At 74.0% G+C, this 23,627-nt stretch carries 22 protein-coding genes and 2 tRNA genes; 12 read left to right on the top strand and 12 right to left on the bottom strand.

All coding sequences use genetic code 11. The features are described from left to right. The first annotated feature begins 13 nt into the window (after window positions 1-13). Genes ABD249_RS09605 through ABD249_RS09595 form a run of 3 tightly spaced genes read left to right on the top strand, consistent with a single transcriptional unit; the run spans window position 14 to window position 3,496 of the window. The gene (locus tag ABD249_RS09605) at window positions 14-904 is read left to right on the top strand and encodes a DUF4349 domain-containing protein (protein ID WP_344342944.1); all 891 of its coding nucleotides are present in this window, start codon (window positions 14-16) and stop codon (window positions 902-904) included. Window positions 905-908: 4 nt separating this feature from the next. Beyond that, window positions 909-2,171 (top strand): chymotrypsin family serine protease, encoded by a 1,263-nt coding sequence (locus tag ABD249_RS09600; protein ID WP_344342943.1) that lies wholly within the window; start codon window positions 909-911, stop codon window positions 2,169-2,171. 56 nt (window positions 2,172-2,227) lie between these two features. Continuing rightward, complete coding sequence (locus ABD249_RS09595) at window positions 2,228-3,496, top strand: maltokinase N-terminal cap-like domain-containing protein (RefSeq protein WP_344342941.1); 1,269 nt, start codon at window positions 2,228-2,230, stop codon at window positions 3,494-3,496. Window positions 3,497-3,511: 15 nt separating this feature from the next. Here the strand turns inward: ABD249_RS09595 and ABD249_RS09590 are convergent, their stop codons facing one another. Beyond that, on the bottom strand, window positions 3,512-3,853 hold the full coding sequence (locus ABD249_RS09590) for a histone-like nucleoid-structuring protein Lsr2 (protein WP_344342940.1): 342 nt from the start codon (window positions 3,851-3,853) through the stop codon (window positions 3,512-3,514). A gap of 133 nt (window positions 3,854-3,986) precedes the next feature. Here ABD249_RS09590 and ABD249_RS09585 point away from each other — a divergent pair, with 133 nt between their 5' ends. Beyond that, window positions 3,987-5,024 (top strand): LCP family protein, encoded by a 1,038-nt coding sequence (locus tag ABD249_RS09585; RefSeq protein WP_344342939.1) that lies wholly within the window; start codon window positions 3,987-3,989, stop codon window positions 5,022-5,024. 151 nt (window positions 5,025-5,175) lie between these two features. Here ABD249_RS09585 and galU read toward each other — a convergent pair whose 3' ends face one another. The 4 genes from galU to ABD249_RS09565 all read right to left on the bottom strand — a co-directional run bounded on the left by galU (window position 5,176) and on the right by ABD249_RS09565 (window position 8,039). Next, entirely contained in the window at window positions 5,176-6,060 is an 885-nt protein-coding gene (galU, locus tag ABD249_RS09580; protein ID WP_344342937.1) for a UTP--glucose-1-phosphate uridylyltransferase GalU, read from the bottom strand. Between the two features lie 134 nt (window positions 6,061-6,194). Then, window positions 6,195-6,270 (bottom strand) — tRNA-Ala (locus ABD249_RS09575). Between the two features lie 53 nt (window positions 6,271-6,323). After that, window positions 6,324-7,283, bottom strand: a complete 960-nt coding sequence (locus ABD249_RS09570) for a hypothetical protein (RefSeq protein ID WP_344342936.1) — start codon at window positions 7,281-7,283, stop codon at window positions 6,324-6,326. Between the two features lie 99 nt (window positions 7,284-7,382). Then, complete coding sequence (locus tag ABD249_RS09565) at window positions 7,383-8,039, bottom strand: GNAT family N-acetyltransferase (RefSeq protein ID WP_425546311.1); 657 nt, start codon at window positions 8,037-8,039, stop codon at window positions 7,383-7,385. A gap of 30 nt (window positions 8,040-8,069) precedes the next feature. On the opposite strand from ABD249_RS09565, the gene ABD249_RS09560 reads away from it, so the two are divergent. Genes ABD249_RS09560 through mscL form a run of 3 tightly spaced genes read left to right on the top strand, consistent with a single transcriptional unit; the run spans window position 8,070 to window position 9,481 of the window. Then, a complete protein-coding gene (locus ABD249_RS09560; protein WP_344342934.1) occupies window positions 8,070-8,642 on the top strand; it encodes a 5-formyltetrahydrofolate cyclo-ligase in 573 nt (190 codons plus the stop codon). An 8-nt stretch (window positions 8,643-8,650) separates the two neighbouring features. Continuing rightward, window positions 8,651-9,025 (top strand): FmdB family zinc ribbon protein, encoded by a 375-nt coding sequence (locus tag ABD249_RS09555; protein WP_344342933.1) that lies wholly within the window; start codon window positions 8,651-8,653, stop codon window positions 9,023-9,025. A gap of 39 nt (window positions 9,026-9,064) precedes the next feature. Beyond that, window positions 9,065-9,481, top strand: a complete 417-nt coding sequence (gene mscL, locus ABD249_RS09550) for a large conductance mechanosensitive channel protein MscL (protein ID WP_344342932.1) — start codon at window positions 9,065-9,067, stop codon at window positions 9,479-9,481. A 62-nt stretch (window positions 9,482-9,543) separates the two neighbouring features. Here mscL and ABD249_RS09545 read toward each other — a convergent pair whose 3' ends face one another. The 5 genes from ABD249_RS09545 to ABD249_RS09525 all read right to left on the bottom strand — a co-directional run bounded on the left by ABD249_RS09545 (window position 9,544) and on the right by ABD249_RS09525 (window position 16,660). Beyond that, window positions 9,544-10,563 carry an LLM class flavin-dependent oxidoreductase gene (locus ABD249_RS09545; RefSeq protein WP_344342930.1) on the bottom strand — a complete coding sequence of 340 codons (1,020 nt, stop codon included), beginning with the start codon at window positions 10,561-10,563 and terminating at the stop codon, window positions 9,544-9,546. 41 nt (window positions 10,564-10,604) lie between these two features. Further along, window positions 10,605-10,784, bottom strand: coding sequence for a hypothetical protein (locus ABD249_RS09540; protein WP_344342929.1), 180 nt, complete (start codon window positions 10,782-10,784; stop codon window positions 10,605-10,607). Between the two features lie 32 nt (window positions 10,785-10,816). Further along, on the bottom strand, window positions 10,817-14,677 hold the full coding sequence (locus ABD249_RS09535) for an AAA family ATPase (protein WP_344342927.1): 3,861 nt from the start codon (window positions 14,675-14,677) through the stop codon (window positions 10,817-10,819). A 61-nt stretch (window positions 14,678-14,738) separates the two neighbouring features. Further along, window positions 14,739-15,620 carry an aldo/keto reductase gene (locus ABD249_RS09530; protein WP_344342926.1) on the bottom strand — a complete coding sequence of 294 codons (882 nt, stop codon included), beginning with the start codon at window positions 15,618-15,620 and terminating at the stop codon, window positions 14,739-14,741. After that, window positions 15,620-16,660 carry a lipid II:glycine glycyltransferase FemX gene (locus ABD249_RS09525; RefSeq protein ID WP_344342925.1) on the bottom strand — a complete coding sequence of 347 codons (1,041 nt, stop codon included), beginning with the start codon at window positions 16,658-16,660 and terminating at the stop codon, window positions 15,620-15,622. The genes ABD249_RS09530 and ABD249_RS09525 overlap by 1 nt, the downstream gene beginning before the upstream one ends. A gap of 119 nt (window positions 16,661-16,779) precedes the next feature. Here ABD249_RS09525 and ABD249_RS09520 point away from each other — a divergent pair, with 119 nt between their 5' ends. Next, window positions 16,780-17,595: a DeoR/GlpR family DNA-binding transcription regulator gene (locus tag ABD249_RS09520; protein ID WP_344342923.1), complete on the top strand. Its 816-nt coding sequence runs from the start codon at window positions 16,780-16,782 to the stop codon at window positions 17,593-17,595. Between the two features lie 3 nt (window positions 17,596-17,598). Here ABD249_RS09520 and ABD249_RS09515 read toward each other — a convergent pair whose 3' ends face one another. Then, on the bottom strand, window positions 17,599-18,468 hold the full coding sequence (locus ABD249_RS09515) for an aldo/keto reductase (RefSeq protein WP_344342922.1): 870 nt from the start codon (window positions 18,466-18,468) through the stop codon (window positions 17,599-17,601). 120 nt (window positions 18,469-18,588) lie between these two features. On the opposite strand from ABD249_RS09515, the gene ABD249_RS09510 reads away from it, so the two are divergent. The 4 genes from ABD249_RS09510 to ABD249_RS09495 are packed head-to-tail and all read left to right on the top strand — an operon-like array spanning window position 18,589 to window position 23,438. Further along, window positions 18,589-19,392: a class I fructose-bisphosphate aldolase gene (locus ABD249_RS09510; protein ID WP_344342920.1), complete on the top strand. Its 804-nt coding sequence runs from the start codon at window positions 18,589-18,591 to the stop codon at window positions 19,390-19,392. After that, entirely contained in the window at window positions 19,389-20,429 is a 1,041-nt protein-coding gene (locus tag ABD249_RS09505) for a zinc-dependent dehydrogenase (RefSeq protein WP_344342919.1), read from the top strand. The genes ABD249_RS09510 and ABD249_RS09505 overlap by 4 nt, the downstream gene beginning before the upstream one ends. Before the next feature lie 55 nt (window positions 20,430-20,484). Then, window positions 20,485-22,050 (top strand): FGGY-family carbohydrate kinase, encoded by a 1,566-nt coding sequence (locus ABD249_RS09500; RefSeq protein WP_344342917.1) that lies wholly within the window; start codon window positions 20,485-20,487, stop codon window positions 22,048-22,050. 26 nt (window positions 22,051-22,076) lie between these two features. Further along, complete coding sequence (locus tag ABD249_RS09495; RefSeq protein ID WP_344342916.1) at window positions 22,077-23,438, top strand: sn-glycerol-1-phosphate dehydrogenase; 1,362 nt, start codon at window positions 22,077-22,079, stop codon at window positions 23,436-23,438. Window positions 23,439-23,485: 47 nt separating this feature from the next. Here ABD249_RS09495 and ABD249_RS09490 read toward each other — a convergent pair. After that, window positions 23,486-23,557: transfer RNA gene (locus ABD249_RS09490), tRNA-Arg, on the bottom strand. Window positions 23,558-23,627 lie beyond the last annotated feature (70 nt).

The following is a 23,627-nucleotide window of genomic DNA, read 5'->3' as shown; positions in this document are numbered from 1 at the left end:
CTACCGTCGCAGCATGCGCATCCTCGCTCCCCTGGCCGCCGTCGCGGCCCTGCTCCTCGTCGGCTGCGCGCCGATGCTCCCCGGCGGCTCGAGCTCGAGCGAGTCGGCGCCGCTGCCCGCCCCGGCCACGGAGCCCTTCGCGGGCGAGGAGGGCGCACCGCTCGACGCGGCCGGCATGCCGGCCGTCGATGCTGCCGAGCAGGCGGTCGTCGTCGTCGGGTGGGTGTCGCTCGTCGCCTCGGAGCCCGTCGAGGCGGCCGACGCCGCGGCCGAGCTCGCGCAGGACGCCGGCGGGGTCGTCGCATCGCGCACGGAGTCGGCCGGTGCCGGCGACGTGGCCGAGCGCGCCGAGCTCACGCTCCGCGTGCCGGCCGACGTCGTGGAGGCGCTGCTCGTCGACCTGCGCACGCTCGGCGACGTGCGCGACGTCGACGTGTCGAGCACCGACGTCGCCCAGCAGGTGCGCGACCTCGACGTGCGCGTCGCCTCGGTGCGCGCATCCGTCGACCGCCTCACGACGCTGCTCGCGAGCGCGGCGGACACGCAGACGCTCCTCGAGATCGAGGAGCAGCTCACGGCGCGCACGAGCGAGCTCGAGTCCCTGCTCGCCCAGCAGGCGTCGCTCGCCGACCAGGTCGCGCTGTCCACCATCACGGTGTCGATCGCGTCGGAGGCGATCGAGCCGGCCGCGCCCGCGACCTTCGTCGACGGGCTCGTCGCGGGCTGGGAGTCGGTCGTCGCCGTCGCGGGCGCGGCGCTCGTCGCGGCCGGCGCCGCCCTGCCGTGGCTCGTCGTGCTCGCGATCCCCGCAGCCATCCTCGTCGTCGTGCTGCGGCGGCGCCGACGAATCGGCGTGTCCCCCAGCGCGCCTTCGCAGGGGGATGCCGCGCCGCTCGTACCCTGACGCCGTGAGACGTGGATCGCGCTGGCCGGCACTGCTCGTCGGCGTGCTCATCGTCCCCCTCCTCGCGCCCGTGGCGGCGCTCGCAGCACCGAGCGTCCCCCAGGCTGCGAGCGCGGATCCGCAGACCACCCAGATCGCGCAGCTCGCGCTCCTCGACGAGGTCGCGCGCTGGGATGCGCTGCAGGCCGAGTCGCGGCTCGGGTCGACCGAGATCGATCCCGACACGGGCTCCATCACGATCGGCTGGGTCGGCGACGTGCCCTCCGAGGTGCAGGCGCTCGCCGAGGACGACGGCATGACCGTGTCGTTCGTCGCCGAGCAGCAGAGCTCGCAGGCGCTGACGTCGAGCCTCCTCGACGCCGCGACGTCGCTGCCGAGCGATGCCCCCGTCACGTTCGAGGTGGACGGCGAGGCCGTGACCGTCGCCGTGCCGACGCCCGAGGCCGCCGCTGCGGCGGGCGTCGAGGCGCTGCCGCTCGACGGCGAGGCCGTCGCCGCGATCGAGGACGCCGTGGCCGAGGCCGCAGGAGATGCCGTCGACGTGACGGTCGAGGCGGTCGACGACGTGCCGGACACCACGGGTCGCCGCGGCGACACGCAGGACCTGCTGGGCGGCTCGACGTACGCGACGCGGCTGCCGTCGGGCGCGAACCAGTTCTGCACGAGCGGGTTCCAGGCGGTCTCCGGCCACCTGCAGCACTTCATCACCGCGGCGCACTGCAGCAACTGGCAGGACGGCCTCACGGTGCTCTCCTCCGGCGGCACGCGGCTCGGCGTGACCGTCGGAGCCGGCGTGCTCGTCGCGGGCGCAGACTCGTACGACCTGCAGCTCGCGCGCCTCGACCTCGACATCCGCAACCGCTCCGACATCTACACGAGCGACACCACGGCCCTGCCGGTGACCGGCTGGCTCCGCTCGCTGCCCACCGGCGCGTACCTCTGCAAGTCGGGCTCGACGTCCGGCAACGCGTGCAACCTGCAGGTCACCGGCCCCGGCGTCGCCTGCTACGGCCTCGCCTCCGGCGGCACGCAGTGCGTCGACATCGTGCGCGTCTCGTCGACCTCGGGCACGTCGTTCTGCCTCGGCGACTCGGGCGGCCCCGTGTACGCGTGGGGCGAGGGCGGCACGGTGCAGGCTGCGGGCGTCGTGAGCGGCGTCCGGCTCGCCGCGCCGGGCGATCGCTGCTCGACGCTCGGCTACGTCGCACCCATCGCCGACCTCATGCGCGTCATGCCCGGCGTGCAGCTGCGCGCGATCACGCTCTGACGCCACCTCGCCCCTACCCCTTGCCCCGAGACGCCGCGCGCCGCGAGGGTGGACCCATGGCATTCGACCCCGTTGAGACCCTCGCCGCGATCGCCGCGTGGGCCCCCGACCGCCGCTGGTACCCGTTCAAGGGCACGGATGCGACGATCTCGCTCGAGGCCGTGCTGCCGGTGCGCGACGACGTCGCGATCGTGCTGCTGCGCGCGGGCTCCGCGACGCTGCAGGTGCCCGTCGCCCTGCGCGACGAGCCCGGGGACGCGCCGATCGGGCAGGTCGAGGGCGGCTGGCTCGTCGATGCCGCGCACGACGCCGACGCGCTGCAGTCGCTCCTCCAGCCCTCCGCGAGCGTCGAGGTCGACGGCGTCGTGCCGCCTGCGTCGAGCGTGCGGGTGATCTCGGGCGAGCAGTCGAACACGTCCGTCATCGGGGATGCGTCGCCTGCCTGGATCGCGAAGGTCTTCCGCGTCGTCGATGAGGGCGACCATCCCGACGTCGTCGTCACGGGCGCCCTCACCCGCGCGCGCAACGATCGCGTGCCGGCGCTCGTCGCCGCGACGCGTGCGACGTGGCAGCACGACGGGCGCACGCGCTCGGCGGGGCTCGTGGCCGTCTCGGAGTTCGTCGCGGGCGCCGACGACGCCTGGGAGCTCGTGCGCGGCGACGCCGTGCGCGCCCTGCGCGGCGAGCCGCGCGACGAACTCGACGTCGCGGACCTCGGCCGCGCCGTGGCCGAGGTGCACGTCTCGCTCGCCGAGACGCTCGGCGCGCGCGGCGCCGACGAGGCCGCCTCCGCCGCGTTCGTCGCGAGCCTGCGCGACCGCGTCGCCTGGGCCCGTCGCGAGTCGCGCGGCGCGCTCGCGCACCTCGACGACCGCATCGACGCCCACGTCGAGACGCTCGACGCGCTGCGCGTCGGCCTCGTGCAGCGCATCCACGGCGACCTGCACCTCGGCCAGGTGCTGCGGCAGCCGGGGCGCGGCTACCTGCTGCTCGACTTCGAGGGCGAGCCGCTGCGCCCGCTCGCCGAGCGCCTGCTGCCGGAGCCGACCGAGCGCGACGTCGCCGGCATGCTGCGGTCCTTCGACTACGCCGCGGGCTCCGCGGCGCTCGAGTGCGGCGTCGACGTCGCCGACGCCGCCGACTGGGCGGCGAGCACCGAGGCCGCATTCCTCGCCGGCTACCGGTCGGTGCGCGGCGAGGGCGATCCTGCGCTCATCCGGGCGCTGCTCGTCGACAAGGCGCTCTACGAGGTCGTCTACGAGGTGCGCAGCCGCCCCGACTGGGTGCCGATCCCCCGCTCGGCGCTCGAGCGCCTGCTCGCCTAGCGGCGAGCGCTCGCGTCAGCGGGCCTCGTACGCCTCGACGACGTTCGCCGGGATGCGGCCTCGCGTCGCGACCTGGTAGCCGTTCGCGGCCGCCCACTCGCGGATGGCCTGCACGTCCTTCGACGCGCGCGACGAGCCGCGGCTCGCCGACGACGACGAGCGGCTGCCGGCGCTCACGCGGCGCGACGCGTGGATCCACGGCTCGAGCGCGTCGCGGAGCTCCTCCGCGTGCGCGTGCGTGAGGTCGATCTCGTACTGCGCGCCGTCGAGCGCGAACGTCACGGTGCGCCCCGCGTCGTCCGCCAGGGGCTCGCCGGAGATGTCGTCGACGATCTCCACGGTGGTCTTCTTCGCCATGCCCTCATGCTAATGCGCAATTCCCGGAATGCCGAATTGCGACGGGGTGATTCACCGAATTGTCGCGATGCGAATGCGAATGCGCATTCTGCGCCCGAGATCGGGGCACAGGATCCTCTCGTACCCTCGAGGCATGGAGACGAGCACCGACGAGACCACGTCCGCACGGCGGAGGAAGCCCTGGTCACGACGTCGCAAGGTGGTGGTCGGCATCGCCTCCGCGCTCGTGCTGGCGCTCGTGGCGGCGGTGGGCGTCTTCGCCCTGCGGCTCCAGTCGTCCACGTCCGAGGTCGAGACGGTCGAGGACGCCTTCCCCGACGACTCGATGCGCCCGGATGCCGACGCCGCCGACTCCGATCCCCTCAACTACCTGCTGCTCGGCAGCGACTCGCGCGGCGAGGGCGGCTCGCTGCTCGACTCGCTCGGCGACCGCGCCGACACGATCCTGCTCGTGCACGTCCCGAGCGATCGCGAGACCGTGCAGGTCATGTCGATCATGCGCGACTCGTACGTCGACATCCCCGGCTACGGCTCGGCGAAGGTCAACGCCGCGCTCTCCTACGGTGGCGTGCCGCTCATGGTCGCGACGGTCGAGCAGCTCATCGACCAGCGCATCGACGACGTCGCCATCATCGACTTCGCGGGCTTCGAGGGACTGACGGATGCGCTCGGAGGCGTGACGGTGCAGAACGAGGTCGCGTTCTCCGCCGCGCACTCCGGGCCCGTGCACACGTTCGAGGCGGGCGAGATCACGCTCGACGGCGCCGAGGCGCTCGACTACGTGCGCGAGCGCTACGCCTTCCCCGACGGCGACTACCAGCGCGTCCGCAACCAGCAGGCGTTCATGAGCGGGCTGCTCGCCGCGCTCCTCGACCCGTCGGTCGTCGCGAACCCGCTCGCCATCACGGAGCTCGTCGAGGTCATGGCGCCCTACATGGCGACGACGGGCGGACTCGGCACCACCTCGATCCTCGGCGTCGCGACGCAGTTCGTCGGCGCGGGCATCCCCGACGTCCGCACCTTCACGATGCCGACGACCGGCACCGGCACCGTCGGCAGCGAGTCGGTCGTGCTCGTCGACGACGTCGCGCTGCAGCTCGTGCGCGATGCCTTCCAGCAGGACTCGATGACCGACTTCCAGGCGCCGGCGCCGATCACGACGACGCCGTAGGGGCGGGGCCGACGTCAGCGTCGGCACTGGTCACCGACTGGTCACGTTCCGCGTCGACCGGTCACGTCCTGCGTCGAATGGTCGCTGCTGCACCTCGAACGCAGGACGCGACCACTCGGCACGGGGCGTGGGCCCACCGCCCCACCCAGCGTCAGTCGAGCGTCGCGACGAACGACCTCAGCCACGACCGGAACTCCGGGCCGAGGTCCTCGCGCTCGCTCGCGAGCGTCACGGTCGCCTCGAGCAGGCCCATGCGGTCGCCCGTGTCGAAGCGGCGGCCGGTGAAGACGACGCCGACGAGGCCGTGGTCGTCGTCGAGCGCCGCCTCGCGCAGCGCGTCGGTGAGCTGGATCTCGCCGCCCACGCCGGGCTCCGTGCGCTCGAGGACGTCGAAGATGCCGGGGCGCAGCACGTAGCGGCCGATGATGGCGAGGTTCGAGGGCGCCGTGCCGGGCGCGGGCTTCTCGACGAGATCGCGCACGCGCACGACGTCGTGCTCCGCGGTGGGCTCGACCGTGGCGATGCCGTAGCGGTGGGCCTGCGCCGGGTCGACGACCATGAGCGCGACGACGCTCATGCCGGTCGACTCGTGGACGTCGAGCATGCGCTGCAGCACGGGGGTCGCGGCGTCGATGATGTCGTCGCCCAGCAGCACGGCGAACGACTGGTCGCCCACGTGCGGCCGCGCGCGCAGCACGGCGTGGCCGAGGCCCAGCGGGTCGCCCTGGCGGACGTAGTGCATCTGCGCGAGGCCCGTCGACTGGCGCACCTCGGCGAGGCGCTGCACGTCGCCCTTCGCGATGAGCGTCGCCTCGAGCTCCGTCGCGCGGTCGAAGTGGTTCTCGAGCGCGTTCTTGTTGCGTCCCGTGATCATGAGCACGTCGTGCAGGCCGGCCTCGACGGCCTCCGTCACGACGTACTGGATCGCCGGGCGATCGACGACGGGCAGCATCTCCTTCGGCAGCGCCTTCGTCGCCGGGAGGAATCGGGTGCCGAGGCCGGCTGCGGGCACGACGGCCTTGGTCACTCGCGTCATGGCCGAATCGTATCGAGCACGGATGACGCATCGGTGCGCCGAGGAGGGCCTTGCGCTCGCACGCCGGACCACCCGGTCGCGACGGCCCCGACACGACGAAGGCCGCGATGCGTCATGCATCGCGGCCTCATGCCTGGTGGACCCGGGGGGAATCGAACCCCCGACCTTCTCATTGCGAACGAGACGCGCTACCAACTGCGCCACGGGCCCGGACCAGACGAGCATAGCCCGTCGGCGGCGCCGTGCGAAATCGTGGCGACGCGTCAGCCGACGCGGCGGCGGAACGCGGCCGAGGCGTCGAACGCGCCCTCGTCGTCGTCGACGCGACCCATCGACGCGAAGCGCGACGGCGGCGCCGGGACGGGCACGTGGACGGGCTCGTCGGCACGCTCGGCGGCGGGCTCGACCGGCTCCGCGACGCGGGCGGCCGGCTCGTGGTCGACGTCGACCTCGCCCGTGACGAGCTGCTCGAACGACGTGGGCAGCGGGGTCACGAGCGCGACCTGCTCGCCCTCGGCGACGATGCGTCGCGCGTGGTCGCGCAGCACCTCGATGGGCTCGCGAGCGGTGCGCTGCTCGGGCACGGGCACGGGCGTCCACGCGCGGGACGCGAGCTCGTCGTCGAGGGCGACCGAGCGTGCGGGAGCGGTCGCGGGAGCCTGGGGCAGCGTCGTCCGCGCGACGTCGCGCAGCGAGGCGTTCGTGCGGTTCACCGCGACGAGGCCGACGACGGCGAGCATCGCGACGACCCCGGCGAGGACGAGCAGCGGCAGCGCCTGCGGCAGGAGCGCGCCGGCGGCGGCGACGCCGACCGATGCCAGCAGCATGAGCGTGCAGGCCAGGCGCGTGCGGCGCAGGCGCTGCCTGCGGGACGCGCTGCCCGCGACGGCCGCGCGGACCTCGCGCTCGACGCGGCGGATCTGGTCGTCGAGCTCGCGCGCCTTCGCGACGGCCTCGGCTCGCGCGATCGCCTGCTGCAGCCGCGTCTCCTTCTCGACGACGCGCTGCTGGCGCGCGATGTCGCGGGCGGTCGCGGCGATGTGCACCTCCGGCGGGGCCTCGGCCGTCTGGGCCATGATGCGCAGCGTCTGCTGCAGCCGGACGGCGTTGCGCTCCGTCGCCAGGTACTCCCGCCGGCGCACGAGCAGCGGCACGAGGTACGCGAGCCACACGAGCGCGGCGAGCGCGAACACCACCGTGGTGCCGAGTCCCGCGAGCTGCATGCGAGCACGCTACGGCCGGCGTCGGCCGAGCTCGGGGACGCGCGCGGCGATTCGCCGCGATCGCCTCCGGATGCGTCGCGAGACGCGTCGACGACGGCGTCAGCCGGCCCGCGGCTCGCTGCGCGGACCCACCTCGACGGGGTAGACGGAGCGGTCGAACGACGGCACGCGGCCGGCACGCCAGCGCGCGAGCACGGGCTCGGCCAGCTCCTCGCGCACGAGCGCGAAGCAGAGGTGATCGCGCCAGTCGCCGTCGATGTGGATGTAGCGCACGCGCAGGCCCTCGAAGCGGAAGCCGAGCTTCTCGACGACGCGCAGCGAGGCGACGTTCTCGGGCCGGATGCAGATCTCCATGCGGTGCATGCCGAGGCCGAAGAGGCAGTGGTCGGTCGCGAGCGCCACCGCGGCCGGCGTCACGCCGCGGCCCGCGAACCGCTCGGCGACCCAGTACCCGAGCGTCGCGCTCGACAGCGCCCCGCCCGCGATGCCCGACACGTTGAGCTGGCCGGCGAGCTCGCCGTCGACCTCGATCGCGAAGGGGATGCCCGAGCCGTCGCGCTCGGCGTCGAGGAGGCTGCGGATGCTCGAGCGCGTGTCGAAGCGGCCCGTCGGCGCCCGCCCGGGAAGCGTCGCCTCCCACCGCTGCAGCCATCCGCGGTTGTCGACGAGCTCGCGCTCGAGGGCGCGGGCATCCCGCATGCGGATCCCGCGGATGACGACGCCGTCGTCCTCCAGGCGGGGCGTGCTGGAGATCACGCGGACGAGCCTATGCCTACGATGGTGCGCATGGTGGACGCGCAGACCGAGAAGCGGGCGATCCGCGAACGGGTGCGCGCATCGCGTCGCGCACGCACCCCCGAGGCGCGCAGCGAGGCCGACGCGGCCATCGCCGCCGTCGCCGCGACCCTGCTGCAGGAGCATGGCGCGACGCAGGTCGCCGCCTACCTCTCGCTGCCCGACGAGCCCGGCACGAACGGCATCCTCGCGTGGGCGCGCGAGCACGGCGTGCGCGTGCTCCTGCCCATCGTCCGCCAGGACGGGCTGCTCGACTGGGCCGAGCAGGGCGACGCGATCGGCGAGGGCGCGTTCGGGCTGCCCGAGCCGACCGGCGAGGTGCTGCCGCCCACGGTGCTGTGCGACGTCGACCTCATCCTCGCGCCCGCCTCCGCCATCGATCGTCGCGGCATGCGGCTCGGCTGGGGCCGCGGATACTTCGACAAGGCGCTCGGCGCGCTCGCGCAGCGGCCGCCCGTGTACGCGATCGCCTTCGACGATGAGATCCTGGACGTCGTGCCCGACGAGGCGCACGACCAGCCCGTCGACGGAGCGATCACGCCGTCCGGGCGCCTGACCTTCTAGGAGACCCCATGCCCGTCTACGCGTACCAGTGCACCGAGTGCGGCACCGCCATCGAGGTGCGGCAGTCGTTCACCGACGACGCCCTGACGGTGTGCGAGGTCTGCGGCGGCCGCCTCCGCAAGCGCTTCGACGCCATCGGCGTCTCGTTCAAGGGCTCGGGCTTCTACCGCACCGACTCGCGCGCCGCAGGCGAGGGCTCGAGGGGATCGGGATCCTCGGGGTCCGGCGACTCGGGCTCGAAGGGATCCGGGTCGAAGGACTCCGGCTCGACGGGGTCCGGGTCGTCGGGCTCGGGATCGTCGGGATCCGGATCGTCGGGCTCGAAGGACTCCGGATCGAAGGGATCCGGCTCGTCCTCGTCGTCCTCCTCGTCCTCGAGCTGACCGACCCGACCGACCACACGCACCGAGGGAGCACGCACCATGCAGGGATTCAAGGAGTTCATCCTCCGCGGCAACGTCATCGAGCTCGCGACCGCCGTCATCATCGGCACGGCGTTCACGGCGATCGTGACCGCGCTCGTCGAGGGCATCTTCACGCCGATCATCGCGAGCCTGTTCGACACGAGCGACATCGCCGAGGCGACCTGGAGCATCACGCCCACGCTGCAGATCGGCACGGGCGCCGTCATCGCGGCGGTCATCAACTTCCTGCTCATCGCGGCCGTCGTCTACTTCGCGCTCATCCTGCCCATGGCGCGCTTCAAGGAGCGTCAGGCGAAGCGTCGCGGCACGACCGAGGCGGCGGCGAAGGAGACCGACGTCGACGTCCTGCAGGACATCCGCGAGCTGCTGCGGCAGCAGGCGATCTCCGGCGGCACCGCCTCGCCGAAGGCGTAGCGCCACCCTTCGAGACGGCTGCTCGCTGCGCTCGCGGCCTCCTCAGGGAGCGGGTGGGTGGCTCAGCTCGCGTGCCAGCCGAGGGCCGGCGCGACGTGGCGAGCGAACGACTCGACGATGCGCAGGTTCGGCTCGACGCCCAGCTGCGAGGGGATCGTCAGCAGCAGCGTGTCGCACTCCATGACCGCGCGATCCGCACGCAGCTGCTCGATGAGCCGATCCGGCTCGGCGGCGTACGTGCGCCCGAACGTCGAACGCAGGCCGTCGATGACGCCCACCTGGTCGCGCCCGGCCGCACCGCCGAAGAGCAGCGCGTCCTCCTGCGTCGTGATGGGGAAGATGCTGCGGCTCACCGAGGTCTGCGGCGTGCCCGCGTGGCCGGCGTCGCGCCACGCGTCGCGGTAGGCGGCGAGCTGCTCGGCCTGCAGGTCGCCGAAGGCGAGGCCGCGCTCCTCGGTGAGCAGGGTCGACGACATGAGGTGCATGCCGCGCTCGCCCGTGCGCACGGCGGTGTCGCGCGTGCCCGCGCCCCACCACACGTTGCCGCGCAGGCTCGGCGAGTGCGGCTCGATGCGCTGCATGCCGCTGCCGCCGCCGAAGGGGCTGTGCGGGTCGCGCTCGGCGATCCCCTCCCCCTCGATCGCCCGCAGGAACAGGTCGAGGTTGCGTGCTGCGAGGTCGGCGCCGCGCTCGTCGTCGCCGCGGTAGCCGAAGTGCTCGTAGCCGCGCACGACGGTCTCGGGGCTGCCGCGCGAGATGCCGAGCATGAGCCGCCCGTTCGCGATGAGGTCGAGCGCCGCCGCCTCCTCCGCGAGGTAGAGCGGGTTCTCGTAGCGCATGTCGATGACGCCCGTGCCGACGTGGATGCGCGACGTGCGCGCCGCCATCGCCGACAGGATCGGCATGGGCGCGGCATGCTGGCGCGCGAAGTGGTGCACGCGGACGCCGGCGACGTCGACGCCGAGCTCGTCCATCGCGACCGCGAGGTCGATGGCCTGCAGCAGGTTGTCCTGCGCCGTGAGGGTGCGACCACCGCCGAGAGGTCCGTGGTGGCCGAAGGAGAGGGTGCCGAAGCGTCGCACGCCCTCAGCCTAGCCACGTGGGCGCGACGCGCTCGCCGCGGTCAGCCCCAGTGCGGCGGCCGGTCCCCGCGCAGGCGGTCGTCGTTCTCGGTCGACTGCTGCCGCTCGGGCGCCGGCTCGCGGGAGGCGCCGTCGACGGGACCCGTCGACACGCGCCTGCCGCGCCTGCGCACGACGACGGGCTCGGGCGCGACGTCCTCGACGAGGCCGTCGGCGCGCACGCGCGGCTCCTCGCCGCCGGCCTCTTGCGCCGTCACGCGTCGGCGCCGGCGCCGACGAGCTCGGCGATGCGCGCCGCGACGGCGTCGGGATCGGTGAAGAGCTCGAACGCGTGGACGCGCATCGTGTGCCAGCCGAGCCTGCGGAGATGCTCGGGCCGCACGCGCAGGCTCTCGCGCAGCGGTCGCTCGTCGTCGTCGTGGTCCGTCTCGATCGCCGCGCACACGCCGCCGTTCGCGACCACGAGCGGCAGGCCCTGGTAGTCGACGGTCGTGCGCAGGCCGAGGGCCTCGAGGCGACGCGCGAGGTCGGCGAGCAGCGGGTCGCCGCCGTGCTGGGACCGCGGCACGTGCGGCCGCTCGGCCTCGAGCAGCACGTCGCGCAGCACGGCGGCGCCGTGCTCGAGCCGCTGGTCGACGAGGTCCGACGACTGGAAGCCCGACACGAGCGTCATGGCCTTGCGCGCCCGCGTCATCGCGACGGCGAGCATGCGGTCGCCACCGGGCTCCGCGAGCCTGCCGAGGTCGACCGTGCGGCCGTAGCGGGTGCGTGCGTAGCCGACGGAGAAGATGACGCGGTCGCGGCTGAGGGCGTTGGCGTGGGCGACGTCGGCGACGACGAACGGCTCGTCCGAGTCGGCGACGACGAAGTCCGCGAAGGCACCGGGCTGCCCGAGCGCCTGCACGACGGCCTGCTGCACGCGCACCTCGTGGCGCTCGTTGCCCGTGACGACCATGAGCGACTCGTGCGGGCGGGTGCGGGCGTGGTGGGTCACGAGCGCGATGACGCGCTCGACCTCGGCGTCGGGGCTCTCGACGAGGGCCGACTGCTGATCCGGCAGCCCCCACGCGTCCTGCACGGTCGACACGGTGAGGGAGGCGTGGCCGAGGTAGGTGCCGGCCCACGGCAGCGTCTCGATCGCGTCGTCGTAGAAGCGGCGCGAGACGGTCTCGATGAGGTCGGCCCCGCCCGTGCGGTACGTGCGGGCGAGGCGGTGCACGGGCAGCACCTCGGCGAGGCGTGCCAGCGCGGACTCGCCGTGCAGCTCGTCGGGGCTGCCGAGCTCCTGCGACGGGCGGACGCCGAGCGCCGAGATGCCGACGTCGAAGGGCGAGGGGATCTGCGTCGCAGGGTCGCCGATCGCGACGACCTGCGGCGCGCGCGTGATGGCGCCGACGGCCTCCGCGAGGGTCACGGCGCCCGCGTCGAGCACGACGACGACGTCGAAGGGGATGCTGCGGGCGACGCGATGCACGTCGTAGGGGCTCGCGATCCAGACGGGCGCGATGGCGCGGGACACGTGGGGCGCGCGTCCCTGCAGCGTCGCGGGGTCGAGGCCGCCGGAGCGCAGCAGCGTGCGCAGCGCCTCCGCCTCGTCGGCGTGGTCGGCGATCGCGAGCCGCCACGACTGCGCGAGCTGCCATGCCAGGCGCGCGCTCGCGCCGTCGACGTGGGCCTCGTCGACGAGCGCGAAGTCCGACTCGAGCCGCTCGAGCACGGTCGTGTTGCCGCGCAGCAGCGCACGCTCGCGCTGCAGCAGCTGCTCGAGGGCCGACTGCCACCATGCGAGGTCGAGCTCGTGCGAGACCTCGCCGTGCTCGACGTGCCGCGTGGCGAGGTCGGCGACGAGCGGCTCGAGCTCGAGCTCGGCGAGCGTCGACATGAGGGTCGCGCGCTCCTGGATGGAGTCGAGCGCGGCCGACGGGGCGGCGAGCTCGTCGAGCCGCGCCTGCAGCGCGTCGAGCGGCAGGTCGACGAGGCTCGGCGCGTCGGTGCCGGCGAGCGCGGCGTCGATGCCCTCGAGCGCCCTCGATGCGTCGCGGTGCAGCGCCTCGAGGCCGCCGAGGCCCGTGGGCACGCTCGGCACGGCGCCGTCGGGCGCCCACCTGGCCCACTGCGTGCGCTGGCGCTGCACGGCGACGAGCGACTCGTGGAGGTCGTGCACGATCGCGCCGGGGCGCACGTACTCGAGGGCGTGCCGCTTGAGACGGCGGCGCTGCATGGCGCCGAGCGCCGCGTTCGCCTCGCGACGCGGACCCGTCGCCGTGATGAGCTCGCCGAGCGGACGGTCGAAGACCGAGGGCGTGAAGCGGTCGAGCGTCTCGCGGATGTCGGCGAGCAGGCGCAGCTGCACGCCGAGCTCGGCGACGGAGGCGAACGGGCGCAGCTTCGTCGCGCCCAGCACGCGCCTGCCCTCCTCCACGAGCCCCGTGACGCCGCCGTGCGCGAGCCGCGACGCGTCGTCGCGCGCCGTGGCCGCGTCGCCGTCGTTCGTGAAGTTCGCCCCGTACCAGGGCGTGTCCTCGGGGCCGAAGCGGAACTGACCGAGCTCGGCCGCCTGCACCATGGTCGCGGCGGTGCGCGGACGGTCCTGCGCGAGCCTGCGGACCGTGTCGGGGGCGAGGCGCGCCTGCGTCTGCGGCGGCGTCGGGAGCATCGCGAGGCGCGAGAGCTCGCGCAGGCAGTCGAGCACCGAGACCCCGAGCTCGTCGTCGACGCGCCGCAGCGCGCGCCGGTAGTCGAGCAGCACCTTCCGCAGCCGCTCGAGCGCGTCGTCGATCTCGCCCTGCTCGGGCCGCTGGGCCTGCTCGGAGCGCGTGATGGCGGCGATCAGGTCGCGACGCAGCGTCTGCGGACGCACGGCGAGCCCGGGCAGGCCCGTGGCGGCCAGGCGGTCGACGACGCCCTGCGTCGTCGCGCGCCGCGGGCTGACGACGAGCACGCGCCGGTCGTCGTCGACGAGGGCGGCGATCGCGTTGACGACGGTCTGCGTCACGCCGGTGCCGGGCAGCGCCTCGACGACGACCGAGTTGCCCGCGACGATCTCGCCGACGACGGCATCCTGCTCGGCGTCCGCGTCGAGCACGAGGCGGTCGGACTGCGGCGAGCGCTCGTCGAGCGGCAGCTGCGTCACGGCGGCACGCCCCTCGCGCAGGCGCCAGCGCGCCGCCTCGTCGCCGGCGACGGCATCGAGCACGGTGTGCGGCACCGGGCGCAGGTCGGCGGCCATGGCCGGGCCGACCTCCGCGAAGGTCGAGACGACGAGGCGCGGCAGCACCTGGAATCCCGGCACGTGCGCCGCGGCGAGGCGGATGCGGTCGAGCACGGGGTTGGGCGTGAAGGTGCCCTCGTGGTCGGCGAGCGACACGAGCGTGCGCTCGTCGAGCTCGACGCCGTGCACCGTGCGCAGGACGTGCGCGAGGCGCGGGTTGAGGAAGGGGCGCCCGCGCAGCTGCAGCTCGAAGTCACGGCCGCGGCGACGCACGACCAGCGGGCGCAGCAGCACCGGGCCGTGGATCTCGCCGTGCTCGTGCGGGAAGCGGGCGATGCCGATGCCGAGGTGCACGGCGTCGATGCTGCGCGATGCCGCGAGGTCGATGCCCTTCGAGGCGATCGCCGCGGCCGCGTTGCGCGCCGCGCGCAGCGCGAGGTCGTCGCGGATGAGGCTCGACAGCGCCGTCGGGCGACCCGTGATGAACTGCGCGAGGCCGCCGGGATGCGTCGTCGACAGCTCGATGCGCGTGGCGGTCGTGTCGATGAAGGCCGCGAGCGGCGAGCGGCCGCCGACGCGCTCGACCTCGAGCCGCCACGACTGCCAGTCGCGGCGACGCGTCGTCATGGACTGTCGGTCGGGCTCGGCGGGCGGGGCGGGCTCGGCCGACGCCTGCGGCGCGGGCGCCGAGGCTCCGACGAGCTCGTGGCCGGAGGTCGCGTGCTGCGGGGCGGCGGCGGGCGCGTCGGCCTCCCCCGCGTCGTCGCGCGTCACGGCATCGGCGTCGACCGCGTCGGCCTCGACGCCGTCGACCTCCGTCGTCCAGAACGGCGCGTCCGAGGACGCGCGTCGGTCGCCGGCAGCCTCGCCGGGCCTGCCCGCATCGTCGTCGTCTCGCCGCACGTCCTCACGATACGAGCGGAAGCGCGCCGATCGGCGGCACCGGGCCGGGGTGTCCGCGGAATCAGCGCCACTCGCGCGCGCTGCGGGCGCGCCAGTACTCCTGCGGCGCCTGCACGAGCGACGCGGTGGCGCGAGCGATCGCGGCGCCGTCGACGTCGACCGCCGCGAGGTTCGCGGCGAGCTGCGCGGGCGTCACGGCACCCGAGAGGACCACGACGCGCGGGTCGATCGCGAGCGCGGCCCCGATCGCCTCCGCGTCCGCGCGATCGCCGGGCAGCGCGTCGAGCACGGCGCCGTTCGCGAGCGCCTCCTTCACGACGACCGTCCAGCCGGCGTCGGCGGCGGCGACGAGCGCATCGCCGACGGATCGCTCGAGCACGTTCCACGTCGCCTGCACGGCGCCGAGCGGCGCGACCTCCAGCGCACGCAGGAGCACCTCCGCCTGCCGCGGCCCGGACGTCGACAGGCCGACGCGCACGCCGCCGTCCGCGATCGCCCGCAGCCGTGCGAGCACCGCGTCGTCGCCGAGCACGCCGCTGTCGGGCGTCACCGAGTGCACGAGGTACACGTCGGGGGCGGTGCCGAGGGCCGCGCACGTCTCGTCCCACTGCCGCTCGAGCATCGCGAGCGAGTGGTCCTTGCGCTCGTGCTGCTCGGCGTCGATGCGCCAGTCGGCCGTGTACGCGTAGCCCCACTTCGACTCGATCGTGAGCGACTCGCGACGTCCCGGACGCGCGGAGAGCCACTCGCCGAGGAACTGCTCGGCGAGCCCGTAGCCGCGGGCGGCGTCGACGAAGCGCACGCCGGCATCCCACGCGGCGTCGAGCATCGCGTGCGTGCGCTCGCGCATCCCGTCGACCGTGCGGTCCGGCAGGTCGACGTCGTGGCCGCGCGTGATGTAGCCGGGGCGGCCGAGCGCCGCGAGGCCGAGCCCGATGCGCATCAGTACCAGGCGTCCCGCGTGCGACGCGTGTAGAGCGCGCGCAGGTAGCGGCCCGCCTTCTGCCACAGCCGGTAGCGGCCGTTGAGCGGCAGCTCGAACGACGGCATGTAGCGCACGGGCTCGGGCGCCCACGCCGTCTTGAAGACGTAGAGCCCGCGGATGTCGCTCGTCTCCCACTCGGCGGGGTCCGGCACGTTCGCGAGCTCGTAGCCCGTCACGCCCTCGGCGTGGAGGCGCTGCATGATCGCCCACTGCATCGCGTACGGCGCGAAGCTCTTCGGGTTCTCGCGCTGCGAGCCCGCATCCTTGTACCAGGCGGTGTCGCCGAAGCGGATGACGAACGCGCTCGCGACGGTCTCGCCCTCGTACGTGGCGTAGAAGAAGCGACCCTGGCCCTCGTCGTCGTACACGTCCCAGATGCGCTGGAAGTACGAGTGGGGGCGGAAGTACCCGCCGGTGCGCTCGCGCACGGCGTCGATGAGCTCGTGCATGCGCGCCGTCGACTCGGGCGTCATGGGCACCTCGTCGATCGTGACGCCCTGCTTGGCGGCCGAGCGGTACGAGTTGCGCGCGCGCTTCTTGAAGCGCGCGGCGACCTCGTCGAGCGAGCCCGACAGGTCGACCATGACGGCGTGCTCGTACTGGCTCGAGACCGTGCGCACCCAGCCCGCGGCCTCGAACGCCTCGACGAGCCGCTCGTCGTACGCCTGGAAGACCTCGGCCTTCACGGCGAACACGTGCTTCGGGTACGACCGCGCCCGCTCGGTGAGCGCCGCGACGTGCGCGGGCGTCACGCCGGCGATGCGCGCCGCGTGGTAGAGCGTGCCGGCCAGCGGCGCCTTCCGCGCGAAGAGCTGCACGGGGTACTGGTCGCCGTCGACGTCGATGCGGTCGCGCAGCGCCGTCCACGGCGAGCCCTCTCGCGTGCGCGCCCAGGCGCTCGACTGCATGTAGTGGGCGCGTGCCTGCGCGGCGAGCACCTCGGCGTCCCACGCCTCGGCCTCGTCGGGGCGGGCCGCGGCGGGCTCGATGACGGTCATGCGGTCCTCGGGGTTCGGGTGCCGGCCGGCGTCGGCGGCCGTGGTCGCCAGGCTCGGCGACGCGGTGTCCAGGGTAGCGTCGCCGACGCGCGGAGGTCGGCTCGCTAGGCTCCACGATCGTGGGCATCGACGAGCACGGCGACGCGACGCGCGCGCAGGAGCCGTCGCGCGGCGCCGGTCGCAGCGAGCGCCTGCAGCTGCTCGCCGAGGCGGTGCTCGAGGCGGGCTCGCTGCCGGTCGACGAGATCGTGCAGCGCTTCGCCGTGTCGACGATGACGGCGTACCGCGACGTCGCCGAGCTCGAGCGGCAGGGCGTCGTCGTGCGCTCGAAGGGCATCGTGGTCGCGGCCGCGTCGTCGCTCAACGAGACGACGGCGCGCTTCCGCCTCACGCAGCACACGGATGCGAAGGCCTCGATCGCGCGGGCGGCGGGCGAGCTCGTGCGCCCGGGCATGTCGCTGCTGCTCGACGACTCGTCGTCGGCGCTCGCGCTGCTGCGCGTCGTCGCCGACCGCGTGCCGCTCACGGTCGCGACGCACTCGCAGGTCACCGCGCGCGAGGTCGAGGCGCATCCCGCCGTCGAGCTCTTCGTCGCAGGCGGCCAGTACCGCCGGGCGACCGAGTCGTTCTACGGCCCGGCGACGACCTCGGCCATCCGACTCCTGCACGCCGACGCGACGTTCATGTCCGTCACCGCGATCCGCGGCGCGACGGCGTACCACCCGTACGAGGAGGTCGCGGAGGTCAAGCGCGCGATGCTCGACGCGGCCGAGCTGCGCGTGCTGCTCGCCGACCACTCGAAGTTCGGGCGGCACGCGCTGCACGTCATCGGCGACGTGTCGCGCTTCGACGTCGTCGTCGTCGACGCTGCGACGGACGAGGTGCACCTGCGGCCGTTCCACGACGCGGGCGTCCGGGTCGTCGTCGCGCCCTGAGCCTCAGAACTCCTCGTCGGTCGCCGGGTCCTTGCCCGCGCGCTCGCCCGTCTCGAGCGTCGCGATCGCCGCGTGCTCGTCGGGCGTGAGCGCGAAGCCGAACACGTCGAGGTTCGCCAGGCGGCGATCGGGGTCGCCGGACTTCGGCACGGGCGGCGCGCCGATCTCGACGAGCCAGCGCAGCGCGACCTGCGCGGGGGTCACGCCGTGCGCGCGCGCGGCGGCGACGAGGGGCTCGGCGTCGAGCAGGCCCTTGCCGCGTCCGAGCGGGCCCCACGCCTGCGCCACGACGCCGCGCCCGGCGAGCCCGGCGCGCAGCGCCGCCTGCGGCAGCCGCGGATGCAGCTCGACCTGGTCGACGACGGGCAGCACGCCCGTCTCGGCCTCCAGCCGGTCGATCTGCTCGAGCGAGAAGTTCGACACGCCGATCGAGGCGACGACGCCGTCCTCGCGCAGCCGCACGAGGGCGCGCCACGTGTCGACGTACCGGTCGAGCCTCGGCAGCGGCCAGTGCACGAGGCACAGGTCGATGCGATCGAGCCCGAGGATGCGCCTGCTCGACTCGACGGCGCGCAGCGTCTCCTCGTAGCCCTGGTCGCCGCCGCGCACCTTCGTCGTCACCTGCACCTCGCCGTCGGCGAGACCCGCGTCGCGGATGCCCTGCCCGACGCCGAGCTCGTTGTGGTACCTCGCGGCCGTGTCGACCTGGCGGTAGCCCGCGAGGATCGACGCGGCGACGGCCGCGCGCGCGGCCTCGTGGTCGAGCTTCCAGGTGCCGAGCGAGACCGTCGAGAGCCAGCCGCCGTCGGCGAGCGGGATGCGCGGCGGCACGAGCGCGTCGGCGTGCGTCGAGGACGACGCAGCGGTTGACACCGTGTGATCCGAAGAGAAATGATTCACACTGAGAGTTGTTACCAGAACCACTCCGCCTTGGCTACGTCGACGTGCCGCACGCCGGTGCCCGGAGTGGTCCCGCACCCCGAGAGGACCGCAGTGCACGGCACCGACATCCGCCTGGCCCGCCTGTTCGACGATGCGAGCGGACGCTCGCTCATCACCGCGTACGACCACGGCCAGTCGTTCCCCCTCGGCGCCAGGTCCGGTCCCCCGCGTCGCACGCTCGAGCAGATCGTCGCCGGCGGCCCCGAGGGCGTGCTGCTCACGCCCGGCATGCTCGCGCAGCACGCCGACCTCTTCGCCCGCCGAGGCGCTCCCTCGGTCGTGCTCCGCGCCGACTGGACGCTGCTCGACGAGCCCGACAAGCACGAGCTGGGCGAGCGCTACCGCGTGCTCGTCGATCCCGCGGAGGCCGTCGCCCTCGGCGCCGACGCCATCGTGATGTACCTCATCGCGCGCCCCACCGACGGCGGCATGTTCGCCGACAACGTCGCCGCCGTCGCGAAGGCCGCGCAGCAGGCGTCGCGCGCCGGCATCCCCCTCATCGTCGAGACGACGCTGTGGGGCCTGCGCAACGAGGACCGCAAGGACCCCGAGCGCCTCGCGACCGTCTCGCGCATCGCCGCCGAGCTCGGCGCGCACGCGATCAAGACCGAGTACGTCGGCGACCCCGACGTGCAGCGCGGCATCGTCGAGACCGTCGGCGACCTGCCGGTGCTGACGCTCGGCGGCGCCCGCGGCGACGACGAGGCGGTGGCCGCCGCCGCCGAGGGCGCGATCGCGTCGGGTGCGCGCGGCCTCATCTTCGGCCGCAACATCTGGCAGGCCGACGACATCGTCGCCACCACCCGCCGCCTCTCGGCCGTCACGCACGGTCGCACCGAGGACGACGCCCGATGAGGGCGCTCGTCTTCGCAGGCCCCGGCGAGGTGCGCGTCGAGGACGTGCCGACGCCGACCGCGGGACCGGGCGAGCTGCTGCTCGACGTCGGCGCCAACACGGTGTGCGGCACCGACGTGCGCATCATCCGCGGCGAGAAGACCGCGGGCATCGACCACGGCGTCGTGCTCGGCCACGAGGTCGCCGGGCGCATCGCCGAGGTCGGCGAGGGCGTCGAGGGCTTCGCGGTCGGCGACCTCGTCGGCCTCGCACCCGTCGTGACGTGCGGCACGTGCCACGCGTGCACGCGCGGCATGGAGCAGGTCTGCCCCAACGCCTCCATCGTCGGGTACCGCATCGACGGCGGCCTCGCCGAGCGGATGCTCGTGCCCGCGCACGCCGTCGCCCGCGGCAACGTCGTGCGCTCCCCGAAGGAGGTGCCGGTCGAGCACCTCTCGCTCGCCGAGCCGCTGTCGTGCTGCCTCTCGGCGCACCGCACCTACCGCGTCGAGATCGGCGACACCGTCGTCATCCTCGGCGCCGGCCCCATCGGCCTCATCCACACGCAGCTCGCCCTGCGCGCCGGCGCCCGGCAGGTCATCGTCTCCGACCCGTCCGGTCCGCGTCGCGAGATCGCCGAGTCGTTCGGCGCCACGACGGTCGACCCGACCGCCGTCGACCTCGGCGAGGCCGTGCGGGATGCGACGGACGGCCTGGGCGCCGACGTCGCCGTCGTCTGCATCGGCATGCCCCGACTGCTCGCCGACGCCCTCGGCATCGTGCGCCTCGGCGGCCGCGTCAACGCCTTCGCCGGCTTCCCGTCGGGCGCGACGGCCGAGATCGACCCGAACCTCATCCACTACCGCGAGATCACCGTGACCGGGGCCGCCAACTCGCGCCGCTCCGACTACCGCGACGCCGTGCGGCTCATCGCCGACGGCGCCATCGACGTCGCGCGGCTCGTGACGCACCGGTTCCCCCTCGACCAGGCGGTCGAGGCCATCGAGGCCTCGGCATCCGGAGACGGCATCAAGGTGGCTGTGATGCCATCGCTCTGAGCCGGCCCCACCGCCGTACCCGCAGGACACGCATTTCGACGAAGAAGGAGCGACCATGTCCGCAACCCGCCCCCCGCAGGGCCCCTACGTCCTCGGCATCGACTTCGGCACCGAGAGCTGCCGCGTCGCCGTCGTCGACGTCTCCGGCAGCCCCGTGACGTTCGCGGCGACGCCCTACACGACGAGCCACCCGCGCTCCGGCTGGGCCGAGCAGAGCCCCGAGGACTGGTGGGACGCGCTCGAGGCGTCGACCGCACGCGTGCTGAAGGACTCCGGCATCCCCGCCCACGAGATCGCCGGCATCTCGTACGACGCGACGTCGATGACGGTCGTCGCCCTGAAGGCCGACGGTCGTCACCTCGCCCCGGCGATCATGTGGATGGACGTGCGCGCCGTCGAGCAGGCCAAGCGTGCCGAGGGCTCGTCGTCGGTCGCGCTGCGCTACAACGGCGACGGCGCAGCGCCGGCATCCCCCGAGTGGTTCCCCTTCAAGGCCGCGTGGCTCAAGGAGCACCAGCCGGACGTCTACCGCGACGCCGACTACCTCGTCGACGCCCCCGACTGGATCACCCACCGGCTCACGGGCGAGTGGACGCTGAACATCAACTCGGCCGCGCACCGCATGTACTACAACCGCGACGAGGGCGGCTGGCCCACCGACTTCTACGAGACGATCGGCGTCGGCGACGTCTTCGACAAGATCCCCGAGCGCGTCCTCGACCTCGGCACGCCCGTCGGCGGCCTCTCGGCGAAGGCGGCGCGCGCGCTCGGCCTCCGCCCGGGCACGCCCGTCGCGCAGGGCTGCGTCGACGCGTGGGCGGGCCAGCTCGGCCTCGGCGTCGTCGAGCCCGGCACGTTCGCGCTCATCACGGGCTCGTCGCACGTGCTCACGGGGCAGACCGCGAAGTCCGTCAGCGGGAAGGGCTTCTTCGGCGGCTACACCGACGGCGTCATCCCCGGCCAGTACACGGTCGAGGGCGGCCAGGTCTCGACCGGCTCCGTGCTCAAGTGGTTCAAGGACAACTTCGCCCGCGACGTCGTGGCAGCTGCGGAGCGCACGGGCCTCAACGCCTACGACATCCTCAACCAGCAGTCGCGGCACCTGCCCCCCGGCGCCGAGGGGCTCGTCGTCAACGAGTACTTCCAGGGCAACCGCACGCCGTACACCGACGGTCAGGCGCGCGGCATCCTGTGGGGCCTGAGCCTGCACCACGGCCCGGAGCACATCTACCGCGCCATCCAGGAGTCGGTCTGCTACGGCACCGAGCACAACCTCCGCGCCATGCGCGAGGCCGGCATCGACGTGCAGAAGATCGTCGCGTGCGGCGGGGCGACGAACAGCCCCGACTGGATGCAGATGCACGCCGACGTCACGGGCGTCCCCATCACGCTCACCGCGGTCGGCGACGCCGTCGTGCTCGGCTCGGCCATCCTCGCGGCGACCGGCGCCGGCCTCTTCGACTCGGTGCAGGACGCCGCGAAGGCGATGGTCACGGAGACCGAGACCATCGAGCCGAACGCCGAGCGGCACGAGGAGTACGGCTACTTCGTCGACGCGTACATCGACACGTACCCGCGCCTGCGCGACCGCATCCACGACATGCAGGACCACATCGCCTGATCCAGGCGCGAGACGGAGCGAGCACCATGACCGCACTCATCGAGCGTGCCGTGGAGCGCGCCACCGACACCCGCGCCATCGTCGCCGGGGCCGACGTGCTGTCGCGCGTCGGCCCCCTCGTCGCCGAGCTCCTCCCGGGACGCACGGCGATCGTCGTCGCCGACGAGACGACGTGGGCCGTCGCGGGCGAGGCCACGACGGCCTCGCTCGCCGCGGCGGGCGTCGCGCTCGCCGAGCCGTACGTGCTGCCGGGCACGCCCCCGCCCTACGCGGGCTACGAGGCCGTGGAGGCGCTGCGCGACCACCTCGCACCCCTCGACGTCGTCGTGGTGCTCGTGGGCGCCGGCACCCTCAACGACATCGCGAAGCTCGCCTCGGGCGAGCTGGAGCGGCCGTACGTGTGCGTCGCGACCGCGCCGTCGATGGACGGCTACGCCGCCTTCGGCGCGTCGATCGCAAAGGACGGCTACAAGCAGACGATGACGTGCCCGGCACCCATCGCCGTCGTCGCCGACCACCGCGTCCTCGCCGCAGCCCCCGGCCGCATGACGGCCTCGGGCGTGGGCGACCTCGTCGAGAAGCTGCCGGGCGGCGCCGACTGGATCCTCGCGGAGGCCCTCGGCGCCGAGCCGCTCGACGCCGACGTCTGGGCGCTCGTGCAGGAGCCGCTGCGCGCCGCCCTCGCCGACCCGGAGGGCATCCGCGACGGCGACGTCGCCGCGACGGTCGGGCTCGCCGACGGGCTCGTGCTGTCGGGGCTCGCGATGCAGGCCCACCAGTCGTCGCGTCCCGCATCCGGCGCCGGCCACCAGTGCTCGCACCTGTGGGAGATGGAGGGCCTCGGCGTCCACGACGACCCGCCCCTGTCGCACGGCCTGAAGGTGGGACTCGGCACCATCATGCTCACGGCGCTGTACGAGGAGGCGCTGCGGCGCGACCTCGGTGCGCTCGACGTCGACGCGGCCGTCGACGCCTTCCCCGAGTGGGCCGCCATCGCCCGCAGCATCCGCCGCGAGGGCTTCTCGGAGCAGCTGCTGCCGGCCGCGCTCGCGCAGAGCGAGGCGAAGCATCCGAGCCCCGAGACCCTGCTCGCCCGGCTGACCATCCTGCGCGACGCGTGGCCGACGCTCTCGGAGCGCCTGCGTGCGCAGCTGCTGCCCGCCGACGAGGTCGAGCGCATCCTCGCGACGGTCGGCGCCGTGACGCACCCGTCGCAGATCGGGCTGAGCCCCGAGGCCTTCCGCGCGACCTACACGCGCGCCATGCGCATCCGCAGCCGATACACGCTGCTCGACGTGCTGCACGAGGCCGGCGTGCTCGACGAGTGCATCGACGCGCTCTTCGCGCCCGGCGGCTTCTGGGCCGAGCGCCCGTTCCCGGCCGCCTGACGCCTGGCGGACGCCTGCACCTGTGGTGGCGCTCGTCGCGCCCGCGGTGCCCCTGGAGGGACTCGAACCCCCAACCCTCTCCTTAGGACGGAGCTGCTCTTCCATTGAGCTACAGAGGCCGGGCCGTCACGAGGACGGCTTCGCGTCCAGCCTACCGAAGCGCCGGACACGCGACGACGCCCGCGACCT

Origin of the sequence: Agrococcus versicolor (assembly GCF_039531815.1) — a bacterium.
Taxonomy (GTDB): domain Bacteria; phylum Actinomycetota; class Actinomycetes; order Actinomycetales; family Microbacteriaceae; genus Agrococcus; species Agrococcus versicolor.
The sequence above is the reverse complement of the archived record's forward strand: the minus strand, read 5'-3'. Positions and strand labels throughout refer to the sequence as shown.

What these genes read in the sequence shown, in the direction of transcription:
- ABD249_RS09530 (WP_344342926.1), bottom strand. Translation starts at nt 15,620, where the DNA reads ATGCGCATCGGGCTCGGCCTCGCGGCGCTCGGCCGCCCCGGCTACATC.
- ABD249_RS09555 (WP_344342933.1), top strand. Translation starts at nt 8,651, where the DNA reads ATGCCCGTCTACGCGTACCAGTGCACCGAGTGCGGCACCGCCATCGAG.
- ABD249_RS09525 (WP_344342925.1), bottom strand. Translation starts at nt 16,660, where the DNA reads ATGACCGTCATCGAGCCCGCCGCGGCCCGCCCCGACGAGGCCGAGGCG.
- mscL (WP_344342932.1), top strand. Translation starts at nt 9,065, where the DNA reads ATGCAGGGATTCAAGGAGTTCATCCTCCGCGGCAACGTCATCGAGCTC.
- ABD249_RS09505 (WP_344342919.1), top strand. Translation starts at nt 19,389, where the DNA reads ATGAGGGCGCTCGTCTTCGCAGGCCCCGGCGAGGTGCGCGTCGAGGAC.
- ABD249_RS09595 (WP_344342941.1), top strand. Translation starts at nt 2,228, where the DNA reads ATGGCATTCGACCCCGTTGAGACCCTCGCCGCGATCGCCGCGTGGGCC.
- ABD249_RS09605 (WP_344342944.1), top strand. Translation starts at nt 14, where the DNA reads ATGCGCATCCTCGCTCCCCTGGCCGCCGTCGCGGCCCTGCTCCTCGTC.
- ABD249_RS09585 (WP_344342939.1), top strand. Translation starts at nt 3,987, where the DNA reads ATGGAGACGAGCACCGACGAGACCACGTCCGCACGGCGGAGGAAGCCC.
- ABD249_RS09495 (WP_344342916.1), top strand. Translation starts at nt 22,077, where the DNA reads ATGACCGCACTCATCGAGCGTGCCGTGGAGCGCGCCACCGACACCCGC.
- ABD249_RS09570 (WP_344342936.1), bottom strand. Translation starts at nt 7,283, where the DNA reads ATGCAGCTCGCGGGACTCGGCACCACGGTGGTGTTCGCGCTCGCCGCG.
- ABD249_RS09560 (WP_344342934.1), top strand. Translation starts at nt 8,070, where the DNA reads ATGGTGGACGCGCAGACCGAGAAGCGGGCGATCCGCGAACGGGTGCGC.
- ABD249_RS09500 (WP_344342917.1), top strand. Translation starts at nt 20,485, where the DNA reads ATGTCCGCAACCCGCCCCCCGCAGGGCCCCTACGTCCTCGGCATCGAC.
- galU (WP_344342937.1), bottom strand. Translation starts at nt 6,060, where the DNA reads ATGACGCGAGTGACCAAGGCCGTCGTGCCCGCAGCCGGCCTCGGCACC.
- ABD249_RS09590 (WP_344342940.1), bottom strand. Translation starts at nt 3,853, where the DNA reads ATGGCGAAGAAGACCACCGTGGAGATCGTCGACGACATCTCCGGCGAG.